This window comes from Candidatus Thermoplasmatota archaeon, assembly GCA_035541015.1.
Lineage (GTDB): Archaea > Thermoplasmatota > SW-10-69-26 > JACQPN01 > JAIVGT01 > DATLFM01.
Map to the genome: position 1 here is coordinate 1 of DATLFM010000048.1, position 19686 is coordinate 19686.

The 19686-nt window shown below is 70.6% G+C and carries 21 protein-coding genes and 1 pseudogene; 13 read left to right on the forward strand and 9 right to left on the reverse strand.

What is annotated here, in order from left to right; translation table 11 throughout:
• Positions 1-381 (forward strand): hypothetical protein (locus VM681_04335; GenBank protein HVL87225.1); only part of this gene is annotated, 381 nt, incomplete at its 5' end.
• A 22-nt stretch (positions 382-403) separates the two neighbouring features.
• Here the strand turns inward: VM681_04335 and VM681_04340 are convergent.
• Positions 404-1888 carry a MarR family transcriptional regulator gene (locus tag VM681_04340; GenBank protein ID HVL87226.1) on the reverse strand — a complete coding sequence of 495 codons (1485 nt, stop codon included), beginning with the start codon at positions 1886-1888 and terminating at the stop codon, positions 404-406.
• A gap of 158 nt (positions 1889-2046) precedes the next feature.
• On the opposite strand from VM681_04340, the gene VM681_04345 reads away from it, so the two are divergent.
• Together VM681_04345 and VM681_04350 are read left to right on the forward strand one after the other, a co-directional pair.
• Positions 2047-2994, forward strand: a complete 948-nt coding sequence (locus VM681_04345) for a hypothetical protein (GenBank protein ID HVL87227.1) — start codon at positions 2047-2049, stop codon at positions 2992-2994.
• A gap of 59 nt (positions 2995-3053) precedes the next feature.
• On the forward strand, positions 3054-3371 hold the full coding sequence (locus tag VM681_04350; GenBank protein HVL87228.1) for a 50S ribosomal protein L35ae: 318 nt from the start codon (positions 3054-3056) through the stop codon (positions 3369-3371).
• Here the strand turns inward: VM681_04350 and VM681_04355 are convergent.
• On the reverse strand, positions 3368-4426 hold the full coding sequence (locus VM681_04355; protein ID HVL87229.1) for a GntG family PLP-dependent aldolase: 1059 nt from the start codon (positions 4424-4426) through the stop codon (positions 3368-3370). The genes VM681_04350 and VM681_04355 overlap by 4 nt on opposite strands.
• Positions 4423-5373 (reverse strand): threonine/serine dehydratase, encoded by a 951-nt coding sequence (locus VM681_04360; GenBank protein HVL87230.1) that lies wholly within the window; start codon positions 5371-5373, stop codon positions 4423-4425. The genes VM681_04355 and VM681_04360 overlap by 4 nt, the downstream gene beginning before the upstream one ends.
• A 54-nt stretch (positions 5374-5427) precedes the next feature.
• Between VM681_04360 and VM681_04365 the strand changes: the two genes are divergently transcribed.
• Positions 5428-6300 carry an ion transporter gene (locus tag VM681_04365; GenBank protein HVL87231.1) on the forward strand — a complete coding sequence of 291 codons (873 nt, stop codon included), beginning with the start codon at positions 5428-5430 and terminating at the stop codon, positions 6298-6300.
• Here the strand turns inward: VM681_04365 and VM681_04370 are convergent.
• Complete coding sequence (locus tag VM681_04370; GenBank protein ID HVL87232.1) at positions 6284-6928, reverse strand: haloacid dehalogenase-like hydrolase; 645 nt, start codon at positions 6926-6928, stop codon at positions 6284-6286. The two genes, VM681_04365 and VM681_04370, sit on opposite strands and share 17 nt — an antisense overlap.
• On the reverse strand, positions 6925-8160 hold the full coding sequence (locus VM681_04375) for a glucosyl-3-phosphoglycerate synthase (GenBank protein HVL87233.1): 1236 nt from the start codon (positions 8158-8160) through the stop codon (positions 6925-6927). Before VM681_04375 ends, VM681_04370 begins: the two co-directional genes overlap by 4 nt.
• Positions 8161-8205: 45 nt before the next feature.
• Between VM681_04375 and VM681_04380 the strand changes: the two genes are divergently transcribed.
• Entirely contained in the window at positions 8206-9501 is a 1296-nt protein-coding gene (locus VM681_04380) for a glycosyl transferase family 2 (GenBank protein HVL87234.1), read from the forward strand.
• Here the strand turns inward: VM681_04380 and VM681_04385 are convergent.
• A complete protein-coding gene (locus VM681_04385; protein HVL87235.1) occupies positions 9498-10373 on the reverse strand; it encodes a hypothetical protein in 876 nt (291 codons plus the stop codon). The two genes, VM681_04380 and VM681_04385, sit on opposite strands and share 4 nt — an antisense overlap.
• 117 nt (positions 10374-10490) lie before the next feature.
• Between VM681_04385 and VM681_04390 the strand changes: the two genes are divergently transcribed.
• The 3 genes from VM681_04390 (at position 10491) to VM681_04400 (ending at position 13600) form a co-directional block, all read left to right on the forward strand.
• The gene (locus VM681_04390; GenBank protein HVL87236.1) at positions 10491-12125 is read left to right on the forward strand and encodes a M20/M25/M40 family metallo-hydrolase; all 1635 of its coding nucleotides are present in this window, start codon (positions 10491-10493) and stop codon (positions 12123-12125) included.
• Positions 12092-12727, forward strand: a complete 636-nt coding sequence (locus VM681_04395; protein ID HVL87237.1) for a hypothetical protein — start codon at positions 12092-12094, stop codon at positions 12725-12727. The genes VM681_04390 and VM681_04395 overlap by 34 nt, the downstream gene beginning before the upstream one ends.
• 81 nt (positions 12728-12808) lie before the next feature.
• Positions 12809-13600, forward strand: coding sequence for an enoyl-CoA hydratase-related protein (locus VM681_04400; GenBank protein ID HVL87238.1), 792 nt, complete (start codon positions 12809-12811; stop codon positions 13598-13600).
• Here the strand turns inward: VM681_04400 and VM681_04405 are convergent.
• Both VM681_04405 and VM681_04410 read right to left on the reverse strand, forming a co-directional pair.
• The gene (locus VM681_04405; protein HVL87239.1) at positions 13597-14277 is read right to left on the reverse strand and encodes a hypothetical protein; all 681 of its coding nucleotides are present in this window, start codon (positions 14275-14277) and stop codon (positions 13597-13599) included. The two genes, VM681_04400 and VM681_04405, sit on opposite strands and share 4 nt — an antisense overlap.
• A gap of 80 nt (positions 14278-14357) precedes the next feature.
• Positions 14358-14777 carry an NUDIX domain-containing protein gene (locus VM681_04410; GenBank protein HVL87240.1) on the reverse strand — a complete coding sequence of 140 codons (420 nt, stop codon included), beginning with the start codon at positions 14775-14777 and terminating at the stop codon, positions 14358-14360.
• Between the two features lie 134 nt (positions 14778-14911).
• On the opposite strand from VM681_04410, the gene VM681_04415 reads away from it, so the two are divergent.
• Complete coding sequence (locus VM681_04415) at positions 14912-15097, forward strand: CxxC-x17-CxxC domain-containing protein (protein HVL87241.1); 186 nt, start codon at positions 14912-14914, stop codon at positions 15095-15097.
• A gap of 84 nt (positions 15098-15181) precedes the next feature.
• Here the strand turns inward: VM681_04415 and VM681_04420 are convergent, their stop codons facing one another.
• Positions 15182-15664, reverse strand: a complete 483-nt coding sequence (locus VM681_04420) for a VOC family protein (protein ID HVL87242.1) — start codon at positions 15662-15664, stop codon at positions 15182-15184.
• A 99-nt stretch (positions 15665-15763) separates the two neighbouring features.
• Between VM681_04420 and VM681_04425 the strand changes: the two genes are divergently transcribed.
• The 4 genes and pseudogenes from VM681_04425 (at position 15764) to VM681_04440 (ending at position 19569) form a co-directional block, all read left to right on the forward strand.
• A complete protein-coding gene (locus VM681_04425) occupies positions 15764-16831 on the forward strand; it encodes an LOG family protein (GenBank protein HVL87243.1) in 1068 nt (355 codons plus the stop codon).
• Between the two features lie 25 nt (positions 16832-16856).
• Positions 16857-16994 (forward strand): annotated as a pseudogene (locus VM681_04430) (CxxC-x17-CxxC domain-containing protein).
• Between the two features lie 263 nt (positions 16995-17257).
• A complete protein-coding gene (locus tag VM681_04435; protein HVL87244.1) occupies positions 17258-17491 on the forward strand; it encodes an SWIB/MDM2 domain-containing protein in 234 nt (77 codons plus the stop codon).
• Positions 17492-17571: 80 nt separating this feature from the next.
• Positions 17572-19569 (forward strand): DEAD/DEAH box helicase, encoded by a 1998-nt coding sequence (locus VM681_04440; GenBank protein HVL87245.1) that lies wholly within the window; start codon positions 17572-17574, stop codon positions 19567-19569.
• The last annotated feature ends 117 nt before the right edge of the window (positions 19570-19686 follow it).

Consider the following 19686-nt stretch of genomic DNA (forward strand, 5'->3'; position numbering starts at 1 on the left):
GCGGACACGCCGATCGTCGACCCCTTCGACGTGGGCACGCCCGGGGCGACCGTTCCTTCGGCTTGTGACGCCGTGGAGCCGGCTTGCGCGCACGATTGGCGGGTCCTCGACGAGCGCGAGCTTGCGCGCGTGAACCCCACCGACCCAGTGGTCGTTGCCGGCTCGGAGCTCTCCTCCCGTGCGGGCCCCGCCGCGGCCAACGTCGATGCGCGCCTCGAGGAGCGCGACACCGTGCCGCCGGTTCGGGTGGGGCCTCTCACGCTTCTGCCCGATGGGCTGGGAGTGCCCGCCGGGCCGCACGTCGATGCGAGCGTCCAGGCGCGCGTTCACGGATCGGTTGCAGGTCGAGCCGTCGACGTGCCGATCGCGGCGTCCGTCTGACCCGGGAGGCCCGGTCGGCGCGTCAAGCTTGCCGCCCGAGGGCCGCCAGCAGGCGCGAGCCCTCCTCCGTGACCCGCAACGCGCCAAAGCGTCGGTCGATCCACCCGCGCGCCTCCAGGCGCCGCACCCGCTCGGAGACGGTCGAGGGCGCAAGGGCCAGTCGCGCGGCGGCGTCCCGCTGGCAAAGGCCCGGCAAGGCGGCCACGGCCTCGAGGAAGCGAACGTTGGCTTCGCCGCTTTCCGCGGCAAGGATCCGGCGGGCCTCGCTCGGCCCCACGAGCCCGTCGTTCACGAGGTAATACGTCGAGCGGCCTTCGGACCGCGCGCGCAGGAAGCCGTGCTGGGAGAGCACGCGCAGATGGTGGCGCACCGTGCTGCGGTCCATGGCAAGCGCGCGCGCCACGTCGGTCGCCGTGCACGCCGGGTTCAAGCGGACGTGCGCGAGGATCGCCTCGCGCGAAGCCTGTTCGAGAAGCTCGGGTCGCCGGAGGCGATGGTAGAGGGCCGCAAGAGCCGCCAGCGAGGCCAGCGCGGCCGCCGCCGCGCCCGAAAGGAGCGGGAAGCGATCCTCCGTCGCGGGCAGCCGGCCGTGGGCGCCCGAGGTCGCCAGGCGCTCGACGGAGGAAGCCGCTGCAGACGGCGCGCCCAGGCTCGACGCGGCGTCGGTGGCAACGGGGGTCGCCGTTTGCGCGGCAGCGACGAAGGAGCCCGCGGGATTCGAGTGCGATGCAAGGAGAAGCGCTGGAGACGAAGGCGCGCTGGCGGGCAACCGGGAGCTTTCCGGCGCGTGCAGCAAGGAATCCGCGTCGGCGGACCCGCGGAAGGTCGGGAGGCCTTCGGCGGCGCGATCGAGAACGCGCGCGGCTTCGCCGGCCGGAGACAGGTTGGCGCGCGGCGTCTCGGCCTCGACGCGGCCCGCGGGGACGTGCACGGCGTCGAGGCGCGCCGCCAACGGGCGAGCAGCGGAAGCCGTTTCACGAACGAGCGCGTCCACGAGGCCAAACGCGGAGGCCAGAAGCGGCAGCGTCCCTTGCGCGAACGCCTCGTACAGCTGCTGCTGGAGCACGTCCCGCGCGTAGGCGTCCGGGCTCCACTCGCCGTACGGGCCGTCCATGGTGACGCGGTTCTGGTGTCCTGAGGTCTTGTCCTGGTTTGCAACGCCAAGAACGATCCAGCCGGCGATGGGAACGTACCACGACGCGGTCCTGGAGGCGTCCGAGGCGACGGCGGCGGCCTTTGCGGCGGAATCGTGCGCGAAGCTCCCAGGCGCCGGCTCGCGGCGTTCCCACTCGTGCGCGAGGCTCGGGGCATCGGGTGGGGCCGGCTCGTCGGCGGCCGGCCGCGGCCTCGCGAGCGACAACGCGACTTCGTCCTCTCCCTCCACGGCGCGCACGGCGGCCGCGCCGCCGGAGACCTCGTAGTGGACCGAGAGGGCCCCCGCCGGACCGCAAAGCACGGCAGCGACGCAGACCCACGCCGCAAGCGACATGGAACGTCCCTTGCCCATCGACGCTCTCCCGGACCAAACGCGCCTTCGCCGGTTGATATAGATTGCCGTGACGCCCTGCGTCGGCGCCGGTGGGCGGCCGCGGGGTGCGCACCTGTGGCCATCGGATTCGGCCGGCGGTCAGCGAGTTCTTGGCGTGGCGATCCCTCGCGCGAACCGTGCCTTTCCGATGGGTGGTCCTCGCGGCGGCGGCTTGCCTTTCGACCGCTTGGGTCCCGGCGCTTGCCGAGACGACGGCAAGCCAGGGCGTGCCTTGGGTGGTCGATCTCGACGCGGGCGCCGGACACACGTGCGCGCTTCTTGCGGACGGGAACGCCCGATGCTGGGGACGGAACAACTGGGGCCAGGCTGGGTCGTACGGAGGCGGCGACGCCGTGCAGGTGAGCGCGGGCGCGGGCTTCTCGTGCGCGCTCCAGCGCGGCGGCGACGTGCTCTGCTGGGGGCGGCAACAGGGCGCCTGGCACCAGCACCGGACGTTCGGGGAAGGCCTGCGACCCGAGCCCGCGCGCCAGGTCGCGCTCGGATCGTACACGGCATGGAACGGGTGGATGGGAGGCTTCGTCTGCGTGCTTCTTTCGGCCCTCGTTCGGTGCTGGGACGTGGCCGGCCAGGCCTATGACCTGCCCAACTCGCAGGAGGCAGTCCAGCTGGACGCCGGCGTCAACCACGTGTGCTGGCTTTCCTCCGACGGCTCGGTTCGCTGCTGGGGCATCCTCGGCGGGACCGCCTGGCACGGCAGCCGCGTGCCCCTGCCCGGCGCCGCCACGCAGGTGAGCGCGGGCTCCTGGCACGCCTGCGCGAGGCTCACGACCGGCGCCGTGGCGTGCTGGGGCTCCGACGCGTGGGGCAACACGCAGGGCGATTCCGCGCCCACCACGGTCGCCGTGGCCGCCGGCGGCGCGCACACGTGCGCGCTTGGCGTCGACGGAAACGTGCGCTGCTGGGGGCATCCGTGGCTCGTGCAAGGCTACGGCGGCGGGGATGCGGTCAGGCTTTCGACCGGCGAGGACCACGCCTGCGTGCTTGCGCGAACCGGTCGTGTGCACTGCTGGGGCGGTAACGGCGACGGGCAGGCGACCCCGCCGCCCGAATTCGCGGCCACGTAAGCGCCCGGAGGCGCTCCCGCAAACGCTATCTACCCCCCGCGCATCCCCGCTTGATCCCCATGGCCCGCATCACCGGCTTCCGCGGCCGCGACGAGCGCAAGGAGAACCACTTTGCCATCCTCGACGTCGGCGACGCCGCGGGCGTGGAGCAGCTCGTGGGCGCCCGCGTCACGTGGCGCACTCCGACGGGCCGCTCGCTGCACGGCAAGATCATGGGCCCGCACGGGCAAAAGCGCGTGCTCGCGCGCTTCACGAAAGGTTTGCCCGGCACGGCGATCGGGAACCTCGTCGAGCTCAAGACGGCAGCGCAGGCTGGCGGCGCCGCGCCCGCCGCCTCCGCCACCACGGCATCGGGCAAGGGCAAGAAGAAAGCCTAGGTCGATTTTCGGATCGCCGCGACCGTCTCGGCCGTGAGGGCGATGGCCGCCTCCACGTCGGACCGGTCGACGTCCACGTGCGTCACCGCGCGCGCCTGGCTGGGCCCCGTGACGCTGTAGCCCGCGCCGGCGGCCCGCATGCGCTCGCAGAACGCCTTCGCCGACATGCCCAAGGCGGAGACGTCGAAGAGGACGATGTTCGTCTCCACCGCCTGCGGGTCGAGGGCAAGCCCGTCGATGCGCGCAAGCCCCTCCGCAAGGCGTCGCGCGTTCTCGTGGTCCTCGCGAAGGCGCCGCGGCCCTTCCCGAAGCGCAAGGAGCGCCGGCGCGGCGATCACGCCCGCCTGCCGCATGGCTCCGCCCAGAAGCGCGCGCGCACGCTCGGCCTCCCGGACGAACTCGGCGCTTCCGCACACGACGCTTCCCACGGGCGCGCCCAGGCCCTTGCTGAAGCAGAACATGAGACTGTCGGCGTGCTCGGCGATGCGCGCGGGATCGACGCCAAGCGCCGCGGCCGCGTTGAACAGCCGCGCACCGTCGAGATGGACGGGAAGCCCGTGCCGCTGCGCGACGTCGCGGACCGCGCGGAGGTTCGTGATCGGGACCACGGCGCCGCCGGCGTAGTTGTGCGTGTTCTCCACGCACACGAGCGCGGTCATGGGCTTGAGGTAGTAGTCCGTGCGGATCGCGGCCTCCACCGCGGCAGGGTCCATGGCGCCGCGCGATCCGGGGATCGGCACGGCCTGCGCGCCCGAGACGACGGCAAGGCCCGCCGACTCGTTGAGGTAGATGTGGCTTTTCGCCTCGAGGATGACCTCGGGGTTCATGCGGCGGCTCGTCCACACGCGGCAGGCGACCTGGTTTGCCATCGTGCCGCTTGGAACAAACAGCGCAGCCTCCATGCCCACCGCCGCGGCGGACTCCTCCTCGAGCCGGCGCACGGTCGGATCCTCGCCCCACGCGGCGTTTCCGACGGCCGCGTCGCGCATGGCTTCGCGCATGGCGCGCGAGGGCGTCGTCACCGTGTCCGACCGAAGGTCCACGAAATCCTTCACGCCACGACCTCCCGAAGAAGCGCCGGATCCGCGTTTCCGCCGGACACCACGCAGACGACGGGACGGGGCAGCTGCGGGTTGGCAAGCGCGGCCGCGACCGACGCCGCCCCCGCCGGCTCGCACACGGCGCGCGCGTCGCGCACGACGTTCCGCATGGCGTCGAGGATCTGCGCGTCCGACACGGCAAGGCAGCCGGCGAGGGACTCGGAGAGAAGCGGCCACATGTAGTCGAACACGTAGCTGGCCGCGATGCCGTCCGCGACGGTCTTCGCGGCGTGGAGCCGCTCGGCCTTGCCGGAGGCGAACGAGGCGGCAAGCGGCGCCGCTCCCTCCGCCTGCACGCCGTACACGCGCGCCCGCGGAGCAAGCTCGCGCAGGGCCCGGGCGATGCCCAGCGATAGGCCGCCCCCGCCCACCGGGACGAGCACGGTCGCCGCCTCCGGCAGGTCTTCGTGGATCTCGAGCCCCACGGTGCCGGCGCCCGCCACGACGAAGGGGTCGCCAAACGGGTGGACGTAGGTCGGGCCGTCGGGCCGCTCCAGCCGGTCGTCGGTCATGATCTCCATGATCTCGCGGTGCGGCAGGGGGATCACGCGTGCGCCCATGGCCTCCATTGCGGAGACCTTGCGCGCCACGGCGCCCTCGGGAACGTACACCGTGCACGAGCCTCCCAGGCGGCGGGCGGCCCACGCGACCGCCTGCCCGTGGTTGCCGGCGCTTGTCGTGAGGAACCCGCGCTCGCGTTCCCGGTCCGTCCCGCGCGACATGCGGTTCCACGCGCCGCGGATCTTGAAGCTACCCAGGCGCTGGAGCGACTCCAATTTGAGATGCACGCCCTCCGCAGCGGCGAAGGGAAGAAGCGGCGTGCGGAAGGCCACCCCCTCGACTCGGTCGCGGGCCTCCTCCACGTCCTTCAACGTGACCCGGAGCCGACGCGGATCGGGCATGGCGACGCCAAGCGCGACGCCTCGCTTAAGTCTTGGCGTGCCCTTGCCCCGCCGATGGCGATCGCAGACCGGGAGATCGAGATCGAAAGCGCCTTCGCGCGCGCGGTGGACACCGAGGAGAAGGAACGCGAGGTCCGCGAGCTTGCCGGCCTTGCCGTGCGCGACGTCGTGCTCTTCCTCTTGGCCGTCGCAAGCGTCGCTCTCCTTGTCGTCGACGAACTCGGCTTCGTCCCGCCGCAGCACCACGCGACCGTCGTCTTCGTGGACCTTGCGATCGTGATCGTGTTTGCGGCCGAGTTCGTCTGGCGCATGGCGTCGGAGGCGCGCAAGCTCCGCTTCGTGGCCCGCAACTGGTTCGACGTCCTCGGTCTGTTCCCCCTCCTCCTGTTCGAGGCCCTCCAGACGCTGCCGCAGCTTGCGCTCCTTCGCGCCTTCCGCCTCGTCCGGATCGCGCGCATCGTGGCGGTACTCTCGCGCGCCGCGCGTGCGTACAACGCGATCGCCGGCGAGAAGGCCGCCCAGCGGATCTTCCGCAAATACCGCGCCGCGCTCGTCGAGGAGATCACCGACCGCGTGGCCCTGCAGCTCATCGCCCAGATGGAGAGGAACGTCGTCGAGGCCCGGTATCCCGAGGCGATCGGGCGGGCGCTCGAGACCCGCCGCGAGGACGTGCGGAAAGTCGTCCTCGACTCCCTGGAGCGGACGGCGGTGCTCCGTCCCCTCGCGCGCTTTGCGCCCTCGGCCAACCTCGTGGAGCGCACCGCCGACGCGCTCACGACGATTGTGGCCGATACCCTGAAGAGCCCCGAGGTCAACCGCATCGTGGCCGAGGCGATCGCGCAGGTCCTCGCGAACCTCAAGGGGGAGCTCGCCAAGAAGGACTGGAAGGAAGGCGCGGCCCCGGCGGGGCCTAGCTTGCCGATTTGAGGATCGCGCGCGCGGCCTCCTCGAGATCCGAAACGATGAGGTCCGCCCGCTCGGCCACGCCGTCCATCGGGCGGATGGCGACGCCAAGCCCGGCCACCTCCATGGCCTCCGCGTCGGGAACGCCATCGCCCACGACGGCAAACTGCTCCGGGCGCAAGCCAAGCGTCCGCGCGACCGACAGCAGCGCCTCGCGCTTGTGCACGACGGGGCTTTGCGCTTCCACGCCCGACTCCGCGCGCCAGTCGAGCACGCGGCCCGTGCACGCGCCCCCCCGCTCCTCAAGCGGGTTTGCGATCCAGCGCGGGATCGAAAGCGCCTGGCTCACGGCCCGCACCGCCTGCGAGAAAGAATCGCTCACGACGTACAGCGCCAGCCGGGGCGAGAGCAGCTCGACGAAGGCCCGCGCGCCCGGATCGAAGGGAAACCCGGTCGCGCACGCCGCGACGCGTGCGACCGGCCACCCGCGAAGGAGCGAGGCCACGAATCGGCAGCGGTCTTCGCGCCCCCGCGAGGCAAGCTCCGCGCGCATCCGCTCCTCGCCAAGACCGGTTTCGCGCGCGATGGCGAGCACGGTGCGGCCGACGAGAAGCGTGTTGTCCATGTCGACGAAGACGGCCTTCAGCGTCATGGCCGACGCCCGATCTCGAGCGAGCCTGCGTCCGACCACAGGCTCGCCTCCTTGAGCGTGGCGGGAAGGCGCTCCTCGGCCGAGAGGATCCGCAGCCAGTCGGGGATGAGCGCGGCGCTTGGCGCCTGCAGGTAGTCGGCCTCGGCGCGCTCGAGCGCGTGCACGAACGCCTCGATCGTGGACTCCTCGTCGTGGCGGTCGTAGGCAAGACCGTTGTACTCGGCGTCGACGAAGTAGCGGCGCACGTAGTCCTGGGCCGTGCGCCGGTACACGACGCGAAGCGCCAGGAGCGAGGCCTCCGACAGCGTGGTCGCCTCGTTCTCCGTGAGCGAGCGCAGGACCGTGACGGCAAGGTCGCGGACCATGCGTTGCAGGCCTTCGTCGGCGTTGCGCCCCACGTCCTTGTGCTTGTGGCTGTACACGCCAAGGTCCACCTGGCAGATGCGCTTCTGCGCCGTGTTGCGGTACACCTCGGCGAGCACGCCAAGCTCGAGCCCCCAGTCCGTCGGAACGCGGAGGTTCCGTGCGAGGTCGCTCGTCAGGGCGAACTCGCCCGACAAGGGGTAGCGGAACGCGCGCAGGTACCGCAAGTACGGGCTTCTTGCGCCAAGCACGTTGGCAAGCGAGTCGAGGAACGGCCACACGAAGAGGCGCACGACCCGCCCGTACATGCGCGAGTCCGAGAGGCGCGCGTAGTACCCTTTCGAGAAGAAGAAGTCGAGGTCGGGATCGACGATCGGCAGCAGCAGCGAGGCGGGAAGCGAGGGATCGTACGTCTCGATGTCCGCGTCGTGGCAGAGGATGGCGTAGTTGCCCTCGGAGGCAAGGCCAAAGCCGAGCCAGACGGCAAGCCCCTTGCCCGAGAGGCCCTCGAGGTAGATGCCCTTCTGCCGAAGCTCCGCGAACTTCTCGCGGATCGTGGGGCTCTCGCACCAGGCGACCGTGACGGGGACGGGAAGCTCGGCGAAGAAGCGCGTGACCTCGCGGTGCTGTTTCTCGTTCTCGGCCGTGAGCGAGACCACGACCTCGTTGAGGAAGCCGCACCGCGCAAGGCCCGTCCGGATCCGCTCCAGGGCGGGGCGACCCATCTCCGCGTACACCATCGGGATGAGCACGCAGGCCGGCCTCGCCTGCGTGAGCTCCTCCACGCGGCGCGCCATGCGGGAGGGGTCCACGCGAAGGTCGTGGACCGTCGTCACCTGGTTCTGATAGAAATCCATCGACGGCACCATGGGCCCTCATGTTATTTATCGATTCAGTCCATCGCACGTTCGAACATGCCGACGGTTCCTCTTCTCGACTCCGAGGCCGAGACGCGGCTCGAGGAGATCGGCTCGGCCGACGTGCTCGTCGGGATCCCGAGCTTCAACAACGCGCGCACCGTGGGGCACGTCGTCCGCGCCGTCCAGTACGGCCTCGCGAAGTACTTCCCGCAGGAGCGCGCCGTCATCCTCAACAGCGACGGCCGCAGCGAGGACGACACGCGGCGCGTCGTGCGCGAGACGAGCGTGTACTCGAACATCGACAGCCTGCTCATCCGCCACCCCGTGCGCCCCTGCGCCGTCGTCTCCGGCGCCTACGAGGGAATCCCCGGGAAAGGCAGCGCCTTCCGCGCCATCTTCGAGGCCGCGCGCCGCCTTGGCGTGAAGGCCTGCGTCATGGTCGACAGCGACCTTCGCAGCATCACGCCCGAATGGATCGAGATGCTCGCCGGCCCCGTCCTCCTCAAGAACTACGACTTCGTCTGCCCAAGCTACGCCCGGCACAAGTACGACGGCACCATCACGAACATGGCCGTCTACCCGCTCACGCGCGCCCTCTACGGGAAGCGCGTCCGACAGCCCATCGGCGGCGACTTTGGGCTCTCGGGCGCCATGGCCGCGCACCTTGCGGACCAGAACGTCTGGGACACGGACGTCGCCCGGTTTGGCATCGACATCTGGATGACGACGACCGCGCTCGTGTCCGGGCGGCGCATCTGCCAAGGGTTCCTCGGCGCGAAGGTCCACGACGCAAAGGATCCGGCGAAGAACCTCGGCCCCATGTTCTCGCAGGTCATGAGCACGCTTCTCGCTCTTGCGCGCAACAACGTGGACGCGTGGGCAAGCGTGCGCGGAAGCCAGCCCACGCCCATGTTCGGCTTCAAGAGCGAGATCGCGCCCGTTCCCGTCGAGGTGAGCGTTCCGGCCATGGTCGACCGCTTCCGCGAGGGGGCCGCCAAGGCCGCGCCCGTCTGGAAGCGCGCGCTCTCGCCGGAGACCCTCCAAGGGGTCGAATCGGCCGCCGCGCACCCGGATCCCTTCGTCTTCCCCGCCGAGCTTTGGGTTCGCGTCCTCTACGAGACGACCGTCGCCTACGGGCAAGCGGAGCTCTCCCCGTCAGGGTCGGCCACGCGCGCGGCCATCCTCGACGCGCTCGTCCCGCTCTACTTCGGCCGCACGGCCGGCTACGCCATCGAGACGAAGGACATGACGACGGCCGAAGCGGAGCTCATCGTCGAGCGCCAGTGCGCCAAGTTCGAGGAGCTCAAGTACACGCTCGTCGAGCGGTGGAAGGAGCGGGTCGGGGGCTAGTCGCCGCGAAGGACGCGCGCCGCCGTCTCGGGCGCCACGGGGTTCACGAAGGCGCCCGCGCCGCGTTCGAGGCCGCCCAGCGTCTCGCCCACCGGCAGGATCTCCACGTGCCAGTGGAAGGCGCCCGCGTCGCGCTGCGGCGCCGTGTGCAGGACGAGGTTCAGGTCCGGACGCCCGTTTGCGCCGCGGATCCGCGGGAGCAGCCGGCCCAAGGCTTGCGAGAGCGAGGCAAGATCGTCGTCGGAGGCTTGCGCGAAGCGAGCGTCGTGCCGCGCGGGGGCGATCCAGGTCTCGAACGGGAAGCGCGGGGCGGCGGGACAGAACGCGACGAGCGTGCCGTCCTCGATCACCCGCGCGAGGTCGGCCCGCGCGGCCGACAGCTCCTCCTCGATCGCGCAGCGATCCGACGCGGCCTCGTCGGCCACGCGGGGCGGAACGAAGGGCAATCCGACGATCTGGGAATGCGGGTGCGGTTGGCTTGCGCCCGCCGCGCCCCCGTCGTTTCGGAAGAGCACGACCGACGCCACGTCCGAGCGGGCCTCCGCCGCGGCCACGCGCTCGCGCCACAGGCCAAGCGCCTCCGTCCGCGCCTCGACCGAAAGCGACTCAAGCGGCGCCGCGTGGGCGGGCGACTCGACGACGACCTCGTGCACGGCCGACAGCGGAAAGGCGTTCGGGAACGCCCGCGACCGCCAGCCCGGCTTTCCGGGGGCTCGGCCGGGGGGGCCGCGTGACGACGTCTCGGGCGGCGTGCGGTGCTCCTGACCGGGGCAGAAGGGGCAGGCGTCGGCCGGTGACCCGGACGGACGCGCGCGGCGGCCGGGAGCGACGATGACGAAATCGCGGCCGGACTTCGAGATTCGAGCGTCCATCGGGGCTCCGTCGCCAAAGGGCGGCCGGCTACATCGCGCTTGCTTTCCACGCCTCTTCGGAATTCCCGCTTTGGCCGCCCGGTAGCTTTTATATCCTGCCTTTGTCATGGGACGCCCTTGCGAGGGGAAAACGACGTGACGGTTCCGCCCCGGGAAGTCGTGGAGCTTTTGGGCGGCGACGAGGCGCTGACGTTCTACCGCCGGCTCGTCGAGCTCGACACGACGAACCTCGAAGACATGAAATCCGGCCGGGTCGAGAAGCGGAACTACCAGGAAGCCTGCGAGCTCGTGAAGTCGCAGGCGCAAGCCTGGGGCTTCTCCGCCCGCATCTTCGACCCCACGAAGGACCCCGACAACGTCTTCCCGCACCACCACGGCGCTTCGCGACCCACCGTCATCGTCGACTACGACGTCGGCGCGCCCGAGCGTCTCCTCATCCTCGCCCACTACGATTGCGTGCCCGTGCCCGAGGCCCAGGCGCGCCTCTGGAAGTACCCGCCCCACAAGCTCACCTGGGCCGGCGACCGGTTCTACGGCCGCGGCAGCAACGACGACAAGGGAAGCGGCGTCTTCTGCACCCTCCAAGCGCTGCGCGAGCTTCGGGAAGCCGGCGCGCGCAAGGTGAACGTGCGCATGATCGCCGCCTGCGACGAGGAAACCGGCGGCTCCGGCGGCCTTGGCGCCATCCTCGCCAAGGACGCGATCTCGCGCAAGCGCGGCGAAAAGCCCATCCTCGACGGGCACCTTGCCATGCTGCCCGACGCAAGCCCAAACGTGCTCGCCGGATCGTCGGGCGTCACGTTCGTCGACCTTTCGATCGCCAACCCCGCGCCCGCCGCGAACCTGCCCAAGCTCCTCTCGCGCCTCCTCGAGTTCCGCGCCGTGGCCCAGGCGCGCAAGAGCCAGCTCGACAGCGGCGACTGGCCCGACGAAGGCGCGCCCGACCCCAAGATCACGGGACGCTTCACCGTGACGAAGCTCGACTGGCAATCCGCCTCCGAACGCAAGGGCTTCCGCGTCCGGCGCATCCACGCCGAGACCGACTCCTACAACACGATCCCCGAGATCGTGACGCTCGAGTTCGACGCCACGCCCGAAGGCTACGCCGTCGTCCAGCGGCGCATCGCGGCGCTGCCGCCCGATCTTGCCAAGCGCGTCGAGATGAAGCCCGCCAAGGAGAACGGCGTCGTCGAGGGCACGATCCTCCTCCACGGCAAGGGCGGCCACGGCGGATACCCTCACCGCTTCGACAACCCCGTCCACCACGCCGCGCCCATCCTCGATGCGCTCTTTGGCGCCGACCCCCTTGCAACCGGAACGGGCAACCTCGGCTTCGACATGCGCACCATCCCCGAGGAGGACCCCAAGCACCAGTTCGCCCTCTTCGAAAAACACGCGCAGGCGGCCATCCGCGAGCTCTCGCCCGGCGCCACGCTCAAGCTCCCCGACCACGGCATGCGGCCCGGCTACTTCGTCCCCCCCGACAACGCGGACGTGCAGCTCCTGAAGCGCGCCTTCGAGGCCGTCTCGGGCAAGCCCTCCCGCGTCATCGGCGAGTACGGCGGCACCGACGCGAGCTTCTTTGCCGGCGTCCCCACCGCCACGGGCAAGCCCATGGTCGCGCTTCTCTTTGGCAGCATGGACAACGAGGCGAACATCCACTCCTGGAACGAGAACGCCAAGCCGCATCTCCTGCGGCAGAACATCGACGTGATCGCGTGGATCGCGAAGAACTGGCAGCCCCACGCGTAGCCGCCGCGCACGCCGGCGCGCTCGACGCGGAGGTCGTCTCGCAGATCGGGAAGGAAGTCGAGCTCGCCCACGCGCTCTCCAAAAACGGCGTCGACCCGCACCCCCTCGTCTACGCGCTCGCCCGCGGCTGGAACGGCGCCACCGTCGGCGAGTCCGACGGCCTCTACGGCGGCGAATCCGAAGGCTACACCGTCATGCTCGCGCGCCGACAGGGCCACTTCACGATCGTGCGCTTTGGCCGCACCGACGGAAGCGAGCTTGCCCCGCGCGCGGTCCTCCGCATCCTGCGGCTTGCCAACCGGCTCGAAGGCCGCGAGGGCGAGCTTCCGCTTCCCGACGCCGTCGCCGCGCTGAACGAGGCCCTTGCGCCCGAAAACCTCCGTCTCTTTGCGCTACCCGCCGACGCGCGCCCGGAGGCGCTCGCGTTGGCAGGCGTGGCCGGCGCGTGGGAGTCGGCCGCGCCCTCCGAGCGCTCCGGCGCCGCGCGCCAATGGGCAAACGCCAAGCACGGCGCCACGCCGCGCGACCTCGTCCTCGCCAGCTGGGGCGCGACCGTGCCGCGGGAGAAGCTCTTCGCGTTCGTCGAAAACCTCCCCGCGTGACGTGTATACATACGTATACGTACGTATACATGGCCAGCGCGGCCCGCAAACCGCTTAACCGGAAAGCCGGTTGGGAGGCGCATGCCCGTCCGCTTCGAGGAGAAGGGCCACGTCGCCGTCCTCACGATCGACCGGCCCGAAGCAGCGAACGCGATCGACCCCGAGACGCACGACGCGCTCGTTGCCGCGTGGACGCGCTTCCGCGACGACGATCGGCTGCGCGTGGCCGTCCTCACGGGCGCGGGCGAGAAATCGTTCTGCGCGGGCGCCGACTTGAAGCGCATGGGCGAGTGGTACGCGCGCGTGCCCGCCGAGCGCCGGCGCGAGGTGTGGGACCGCGAGCCGGGGCTCGGCGGCATCACGCGCAACCTCGACCCGGGCAAGCCCACGATCGCCGCCGTGAACGGGCATTGCCTGGGCGGCGGCCTCGAGCTTGCGCTCGCGTGCGACCTCCGCTACGCCTCGGACAACGCGACCTTCGCGCTTCCCGAGACGAAGTGGGGGATCCTGCCCGGCCAGGGCGGCACGCAGCGCCTCGCCCGCGTCGTGGGGCCCGCGCACGCGCTCGAGATGATCCTCTCGGCGAACGCGATCGACGCGCAGCGCGCCCTTGCGATCGGTCTTGTGAACCGCGTCGTCCCCGCGCGGGAGCTTCTGCCCGCCGCGCTTGCGCTTGCCGAGACGATCGCAAGCCGCGCGCCGCGGGCCGTGCGCGCCGCGCGCGAGGCGCTCTGGCGCGGTCTCGACGCGACCCTTGCCGAGGGCTTGCGCGTCGAGCAGGCGCTCGCCGACCCCCTTCGCGACTCGGAGGACAATCGGGAGGCGCGGAAGGCCTTCGCCGAGAAGCGCGAGCCCAACTTCTCGGGACGCTAGGCGGAGGGTGCCCCCGCCGCCCTCGCGCCCCGGATCGCGTCGCGCAGGAAGAAAAGCCCGAGCACGCCCGGCCACGCGAGCAGCACGGCCACGCCGGGCAAGCCCACGATCATGGTCTCGGGCGCGGGGAAGGCCATCGCGGCCACGCTTGCGAGCACGCCAAGCGGGATCGCCGAGACGCCAAGGAGGCCAAGGCCCGCGGGCGCGCTCGTGCGGCGCCGCGCGACCGCCCACGCGAGCGGGAAGAAGCCCGCGAGCGCAAGCGCGACGCCGGCGTGGAAGAGGAACGCGGCGGCGTCAAACGTGCTCGCAAACGTGCGCGCCGCGGTCGCATCGCCTTCGACCGTGCGCGCCGCGGTGGGGCCAAGCGCGAGGATCTCAAGGAGCATGGTGACGGACAGGGCCGCAAAGCCGACGAGCGCAAGCGCCCGGCCCGCGGAGAAGCCGACCGTGCCGCCGGGCAGCGCCCACGCGCCGACGGCTCCGGCGACGGCCGCAAGGAGGAAGGCGAGGTGCACTTCGTTCCAGCGCGGTTGCTCGACCACGATGCGCGCGGCTTCCGTCGGCGCCTCGGGCAGGAGCGGATGGAACAGGACGGAAACGCCGCCCAGCCCCGCGAGCGCGACGAAGGCCAGCCCCGTGGCCGGGCGGACGGGCAGGCGGAGGGACGGCTCCATGCGTGCGCATTCGTTGCGATCGACGGATCAACTTCCTGGGGCGAACCTCGCCGGCGAGCGCGGCGGCCGGGCGCCGGGCGTCAGCGCTTCCACGCGCGGACGATCTCGAAGAACCGGTGCACGTTGGGCGGCGCCTCGGGCGGAGGCGTGGAATACCAACCGTGGCGTGCGAACGACCCGTCGCCCTCGATCTCGCGCGAATCCACGTCGACGAGGAAGTCGAAGTTCATGTGCAAGCCCTTGGGACCCGCGTCGTGCTCCTCGTAGCCGAGAAGGCCCGGGGGCGAACCGGGTATGGAAAGTGGATTTCCTTCCACCGGGCGCCCGACGAGGCCCGTCTCCTCCTTGAGCTCGCGGAGCGCAGCTTCAAGCGGCGTCTCGTTGGCCTCGATCTCGCCGCCCACCGGCAGCCACAGGCGAAGACGGTTGTGGAAGATGAGCAGGATGTCGCTCCCCTGGCGGGCAAAGACGCCCACGGAGAAGGCGCGGCGCGGGGTCATCCGGCCGCCACAGGAGCGCGTCTGCTTAAAAAGGTCGGGTTCCGTCGACTTCATGTACCCGCGCGTCGTGGGGCTCTTGCGCGCTGCGGTCGGCAAGGACGTTCCTTCCTTCCCAAGCGTGAGAAGGAAACCCCATGGGATACGGAGACAGACGGGGCGGCGGCGGCGGCGGAGGATTCCGCTCGTCGGGCCCCCGCGAGATGCATCCGGCCAAGTGCGCGGATTGCGGGAAAGACACGCAGGTGCCGTTCCGGCCCACCGAGGGCCGGCCGGTGTACTGCCAGGATTGCTACGCCAAGCACCGCCCGCCCCGCTTCTAGCGGGTCCGCGGTCTAGGCCCGGGGACGGCGCGTCCGCCCCCGGAGAACTTTTTCTTTTTTCTCGGCGTCCGAGCGACCGCGCCGCTACGCCTGCTCCGCGAACTCCTTCATCATCTTCTTCATCTGCGCCGGCGTGACCTTCTTCACCGTCTGCGCGAAGCCGACCACGATGCCGTTGTTGTCCTGCGCGATGAAGGTGCGGTCGCCCCAGAACTCGTCGCGGAGCTCCTGCTCGATCTCCGCGCCGTAGGCCTTCGCCTTCTCGTACGCCTTCTTCACGTTCTTGACGTTGACGTAGAGCTGGATCGCGTTGTAGCGGGGCTTTGCCATCCACGCTTTCCACGCGCGCTCGTCCTGGTCGGGCGGCGGCATGTTCGTGGGCCCGAACATCACCCACGTGTCGCCGAAGCGAACGCCCCCGTGAAGGGTCTCCCCTTCGGGCGTCTTCATCGTCATGCCCTTGTCGATCTTGGCGCCGAAGGCCTCCTGCCAGAAGTTCAGCGTCTTCTCGACGTTGTCCACGTAGCACACCACGCTTAGGCCCTCGGTCTTCGCAACGTTTGCCATGGCGATCGGACGGGAACGGCGGCTCCCCCTCATGGCTCTTTGGAGGGGGGATCGGCGCAAGCCGAAGCCTAATAACCGGGAGCCGCGTTGGAGCGCCCCATGCTCAAGATGGCCGAGGAGCGGCACAACGAGCTCATCCGGCAGCTCGTCCGCGAGTTCGGGGACGTGCCCTACCCCAACCTCACCTTCGAGATGGTGGCGGCCGTGCTCAAGATGGCGCAGGAGGACGGCGACCTTCTCGACCACAAGATCGCGACGAACGCCCTCAAGGAGATGCGCCACGCCTTCCGCACGTTCCACGCCCACCGCGGAACGCGCAAGGTCTCCATGTGGGGCTCGGCCCGCGTGGGCGAGGACGATCCGCGCTACGTGCTCGCGCGCGACTTCGCGCGGACGATGGCCGACCGCGGCTGGATGGTCATCACGGGCGCGGGCCCCGGGATCATGGCAGCCGGCAACGAGGGCGCGGGGCGGGAGCGGAGCTTTGGCCTTGGCATCGACCTTCCCTTCGAGAACAAGCCGAACGTCCACATCGAGGACGACCCGAAGTTCATCCACTTCAAGTACTTCTTCATCCGCAAGCTCTTCTTCGTCCGCGAGGCGTCGGCCGTCGCCCTCTTCCCCGGCGGCTTTGGCACGATGGACGAGGCCTTCGAGGTCCTGACGCTCCTGCAGACCGGACGGAGCCCCATCCTTCCGCTCGTGCTCGTCGAGCCGCCGGCGAGCACCTACTGGAAGGGCTTCCAGCGTTTCCTCGAGGACGAGCTCGTGCCGCAGGGGCTCATCTCGCGCGTCGACCTTCGGCTCTTCCGCCGCTGCACCTCGGCCCAGGAGGCGGCCGACGAGATTTTCGGGTTCTACGAGAACTACCACTCGATGCGGTACGTGGGCCGCAACCTCGTCCTCCGCTACACGACCCCGCTACCCGAGGACGAGGTGGCGGCGCTCCCCTCCCGTTTTCCCAAGGTGTTCGTCGAGGGAAAACCCGTTCAGAGCGGCCCCCTGCCGGAGGAGGCCGACGAGCCTCACCTTGCGGCGCTCACCCGCTTGGCGTTCCCCTACACGGGCGGCGTCGCGCCCATCCGCGTCCTTCTCGACCACGTGAACGAACTCGCGAAACGGTCGCGATCCCGCCCGTCCGGCGCTTCCGCGTCCCCCAAAGGTTAAGCCCCCCCGCGGGTTCCCCGCCGCCATGGAACGCGAATCCACCGCCGAACGACCGTCCACGACCGTCACTTGTAGCGATTGCGGCAAGGAGGCCCGCGTGCCCTTTGCGCCAACGCCCGGCCGCCCCGTGTACTGCGCCGCCTGCTTCCCCAAGCACCGCGAGGCCTCCCGCGGGCCGCCGCGAAGCGGGGGACCGGGCCGCGGCGGCTTTGGCCGCCGGGGCGCCACGCAGGCAAAGCCGCGCACCTACACCCGCTCGGACTACCCCGGCTACAACGGGCCGCCCGAGTGAGAATACCAAGATCGATCGTATCTGGCGATACAAATAATAGGGTTTTCGCCCTACAACGCAAAGCGGAACCTTCAAAATCCCCCTCGCCTAAGGGGAAATCCAGTGGTGAAGCCTTGCCAACGAACAGCGCCTTCATGAAGCCCGTGAAGCTGAGCCCCGAGCTTGCCGCCATCGTCGGAAAGAACGAAGCGCCCCGCACCGAGGTCACGAAGAAGATCTGGGCCTACATCAAGAAGACGAAGGGCGCCCAAGACGGCCGGACGATCAACCCGAGCGCCGACCCCAAGCTCAAGGCGGTCCTTGGCGACAAGCCCATTGACATGCTCAAAATGACAAGCGTGCTCAACAGCAAGCACATGAAGGGCTAGCTCGTCCGATCTCCGCCGGGGGGGCCGTGCCTTGGCCCCCATCCCAGCGTTTTTCTGCTTCGTCCGCATTGGCCGCGTCCGTGCGCATCTCCTACCGGCTCGAGAACGACCGCCTGCTTCTTGCGCTCGACGACTGGGTGCAAAACGAAGCGCCCACGTGGACGATGCTCGCGAAGCTCGGCGTTCCCCTCAAGACCGAGAAGGGTTTGTTCCGCCCGGTCCGCTGGGTTCCGCTCGCCTCGCTTCCCCAGCTCGTCTCCGCCTGCCGGCGCGCGGGCGCCACGCTCGTTCCGGGCGAAGGCGCGCCGCCGCTGGACCGGCTGCAGGCCGTCGCGCCGCGGTACGAGGAGCAGCGCCCGGTCGATCCCGATCTGCTTCTCAGGACCGCGCCGCCGGACGAGACCGGCGCCGACGCCATCGCCACGGGCTTGAACGAGCTTCGCGCCTTTGCCCGCGCGAACCCCGAGTTCGCTCCGCGCGCGCGGCGCGACGTCGAGGTGTTGGAGCGCGCGCTCGAAAAGCGACGCCGCCGGCCGGAGCCGCCGGCAAACGAGACGGCGCCCGCCGACACGCTCGAGCGCCGCGTGAGCGAGGCCATCCGGGGCGTCCCGGGCGAGGATCTCTGGCGCGCCCGCGATCTTCTCCTCGCGCTTCACCGAAGCCTCCCCGCGCCGCCGGCCGCGCCTCCCGCGACCCCGATCCCCGAGTCGGTCCCCGGCTTCCTTGGCAAGCTGCGATCCTACCAGAGGGAAGGCGCAGGTTTCGTGGTTTCACGAAACCACAACTGCATCCTGGCCGACGACATGGGCCTTGGAAAGACCGTCATGGCCATCGCCGCCGTCGTGGCCACGAACGATCGCGCGCTTGTCGTGTGCCCGGCCAACGTGCTGTACAACTGGGCCTTCGAGGTCGAGCGGTTCACGGGCCAGAAGGCGCGCATCTGGCACGGGCGCGAGGTCGAGGGGCCCTCGGAGGCGCGGTTCCTCCTTGCCACCTACGACAGCCTGCGCCTGCTCGACGCCTCGCGCGCCGGCGCCGACGCGTACCCGGTCCTCATCCTGGACGAGGCCCACTACGTCCGCAACGCCGAGACCCAGCGCGCGCGCCTGGTCGCCTCGCTTCCCCAGCGTCGCCGACTCCTGCTCACCGGCACGCCCATGGTAAACGGCATCGAGGACTACTACGAGCTCTTGCTGCAGGTGGGCGTGAACCGCTTCGGTTCGGCCGAGGACTTCCGCAAGACGTGGCTTGCCGACGGGCAGCTGTGGCAGCGGCACGCGAAGGTGCGCGAGGCCACGGCGGCGCTTTTGGCCGAGACCACGCGCGACGTGCTGCTGCGCCGGCGCAAGGAGGAGGTCCTCCGCGAGTTGCCGCCGCGGACCGTGCAGGTCCACCGCCACGTGCTCTTGCCGGCCGAGGCCGCCGAGTACGACCGGCTCGCGCGCGAGGCCGCCGAAGGCCTCGCGAAGGCGTCGACCGAGTCGGCGGTCTTCGCGCATCTCCACCGCCTTCGGCAGTTCCTCGCGCTGCGTCGCGTCCCGTTCGTCGCGGCGCGCGTGCGGGAGCTTCTCGACGCGGGCGAGAACGCGGTCGTGTTCGCGCAGTACCTGGAGCCGCTGCGCGAGCTTGCGCGCGAGCTTCATCCCCTCGCCGGCACGATCGACGGCTCGACGCCGCCGCGCGCCCGCGAGCGGTTGGCCCGCGAGCTTGGCCGCGACGGCGGGCCGCGGGTGCTGCTCGTCCAGCTCGACGCCGGCGGCGTGGGCCTCAACTTCGTGGGTGCGGCAAACGTGCTGTTCGTCCACCTCGCGTGGACGGCAGCCGCCCACCGGCAGGCGGTCGACCGGCTGCATCGCATCGGGCAGGACAAGCCCGTGCTCGTGGAGTTCTTCGTCACGCCCGGCACCATCGACGATCGCCTCTCGACGCTTGTCCTGCGAAAGGAGGCGGACGCGAACCTCGTGCTTGCCGAGGCGCAGGACGTCCTCAACCGGGGCGAGCTCGTGAAGGCCTTGGCCGCCGATCTCGCGGCGACGCGCGCGCCTTCTATGCCGCGCGGCACGCCGTCGGATTCGTGAACGACGGGCAGCAGATCGCGCCAAGGTCGCACGCCAGGCGCTCGGGGGAAGGCGCCGGCGGCGGGGCCCCGCCGGAGGAGCAGCGGTGGTCGCCCATATACAGCGAGGCGGGGATGG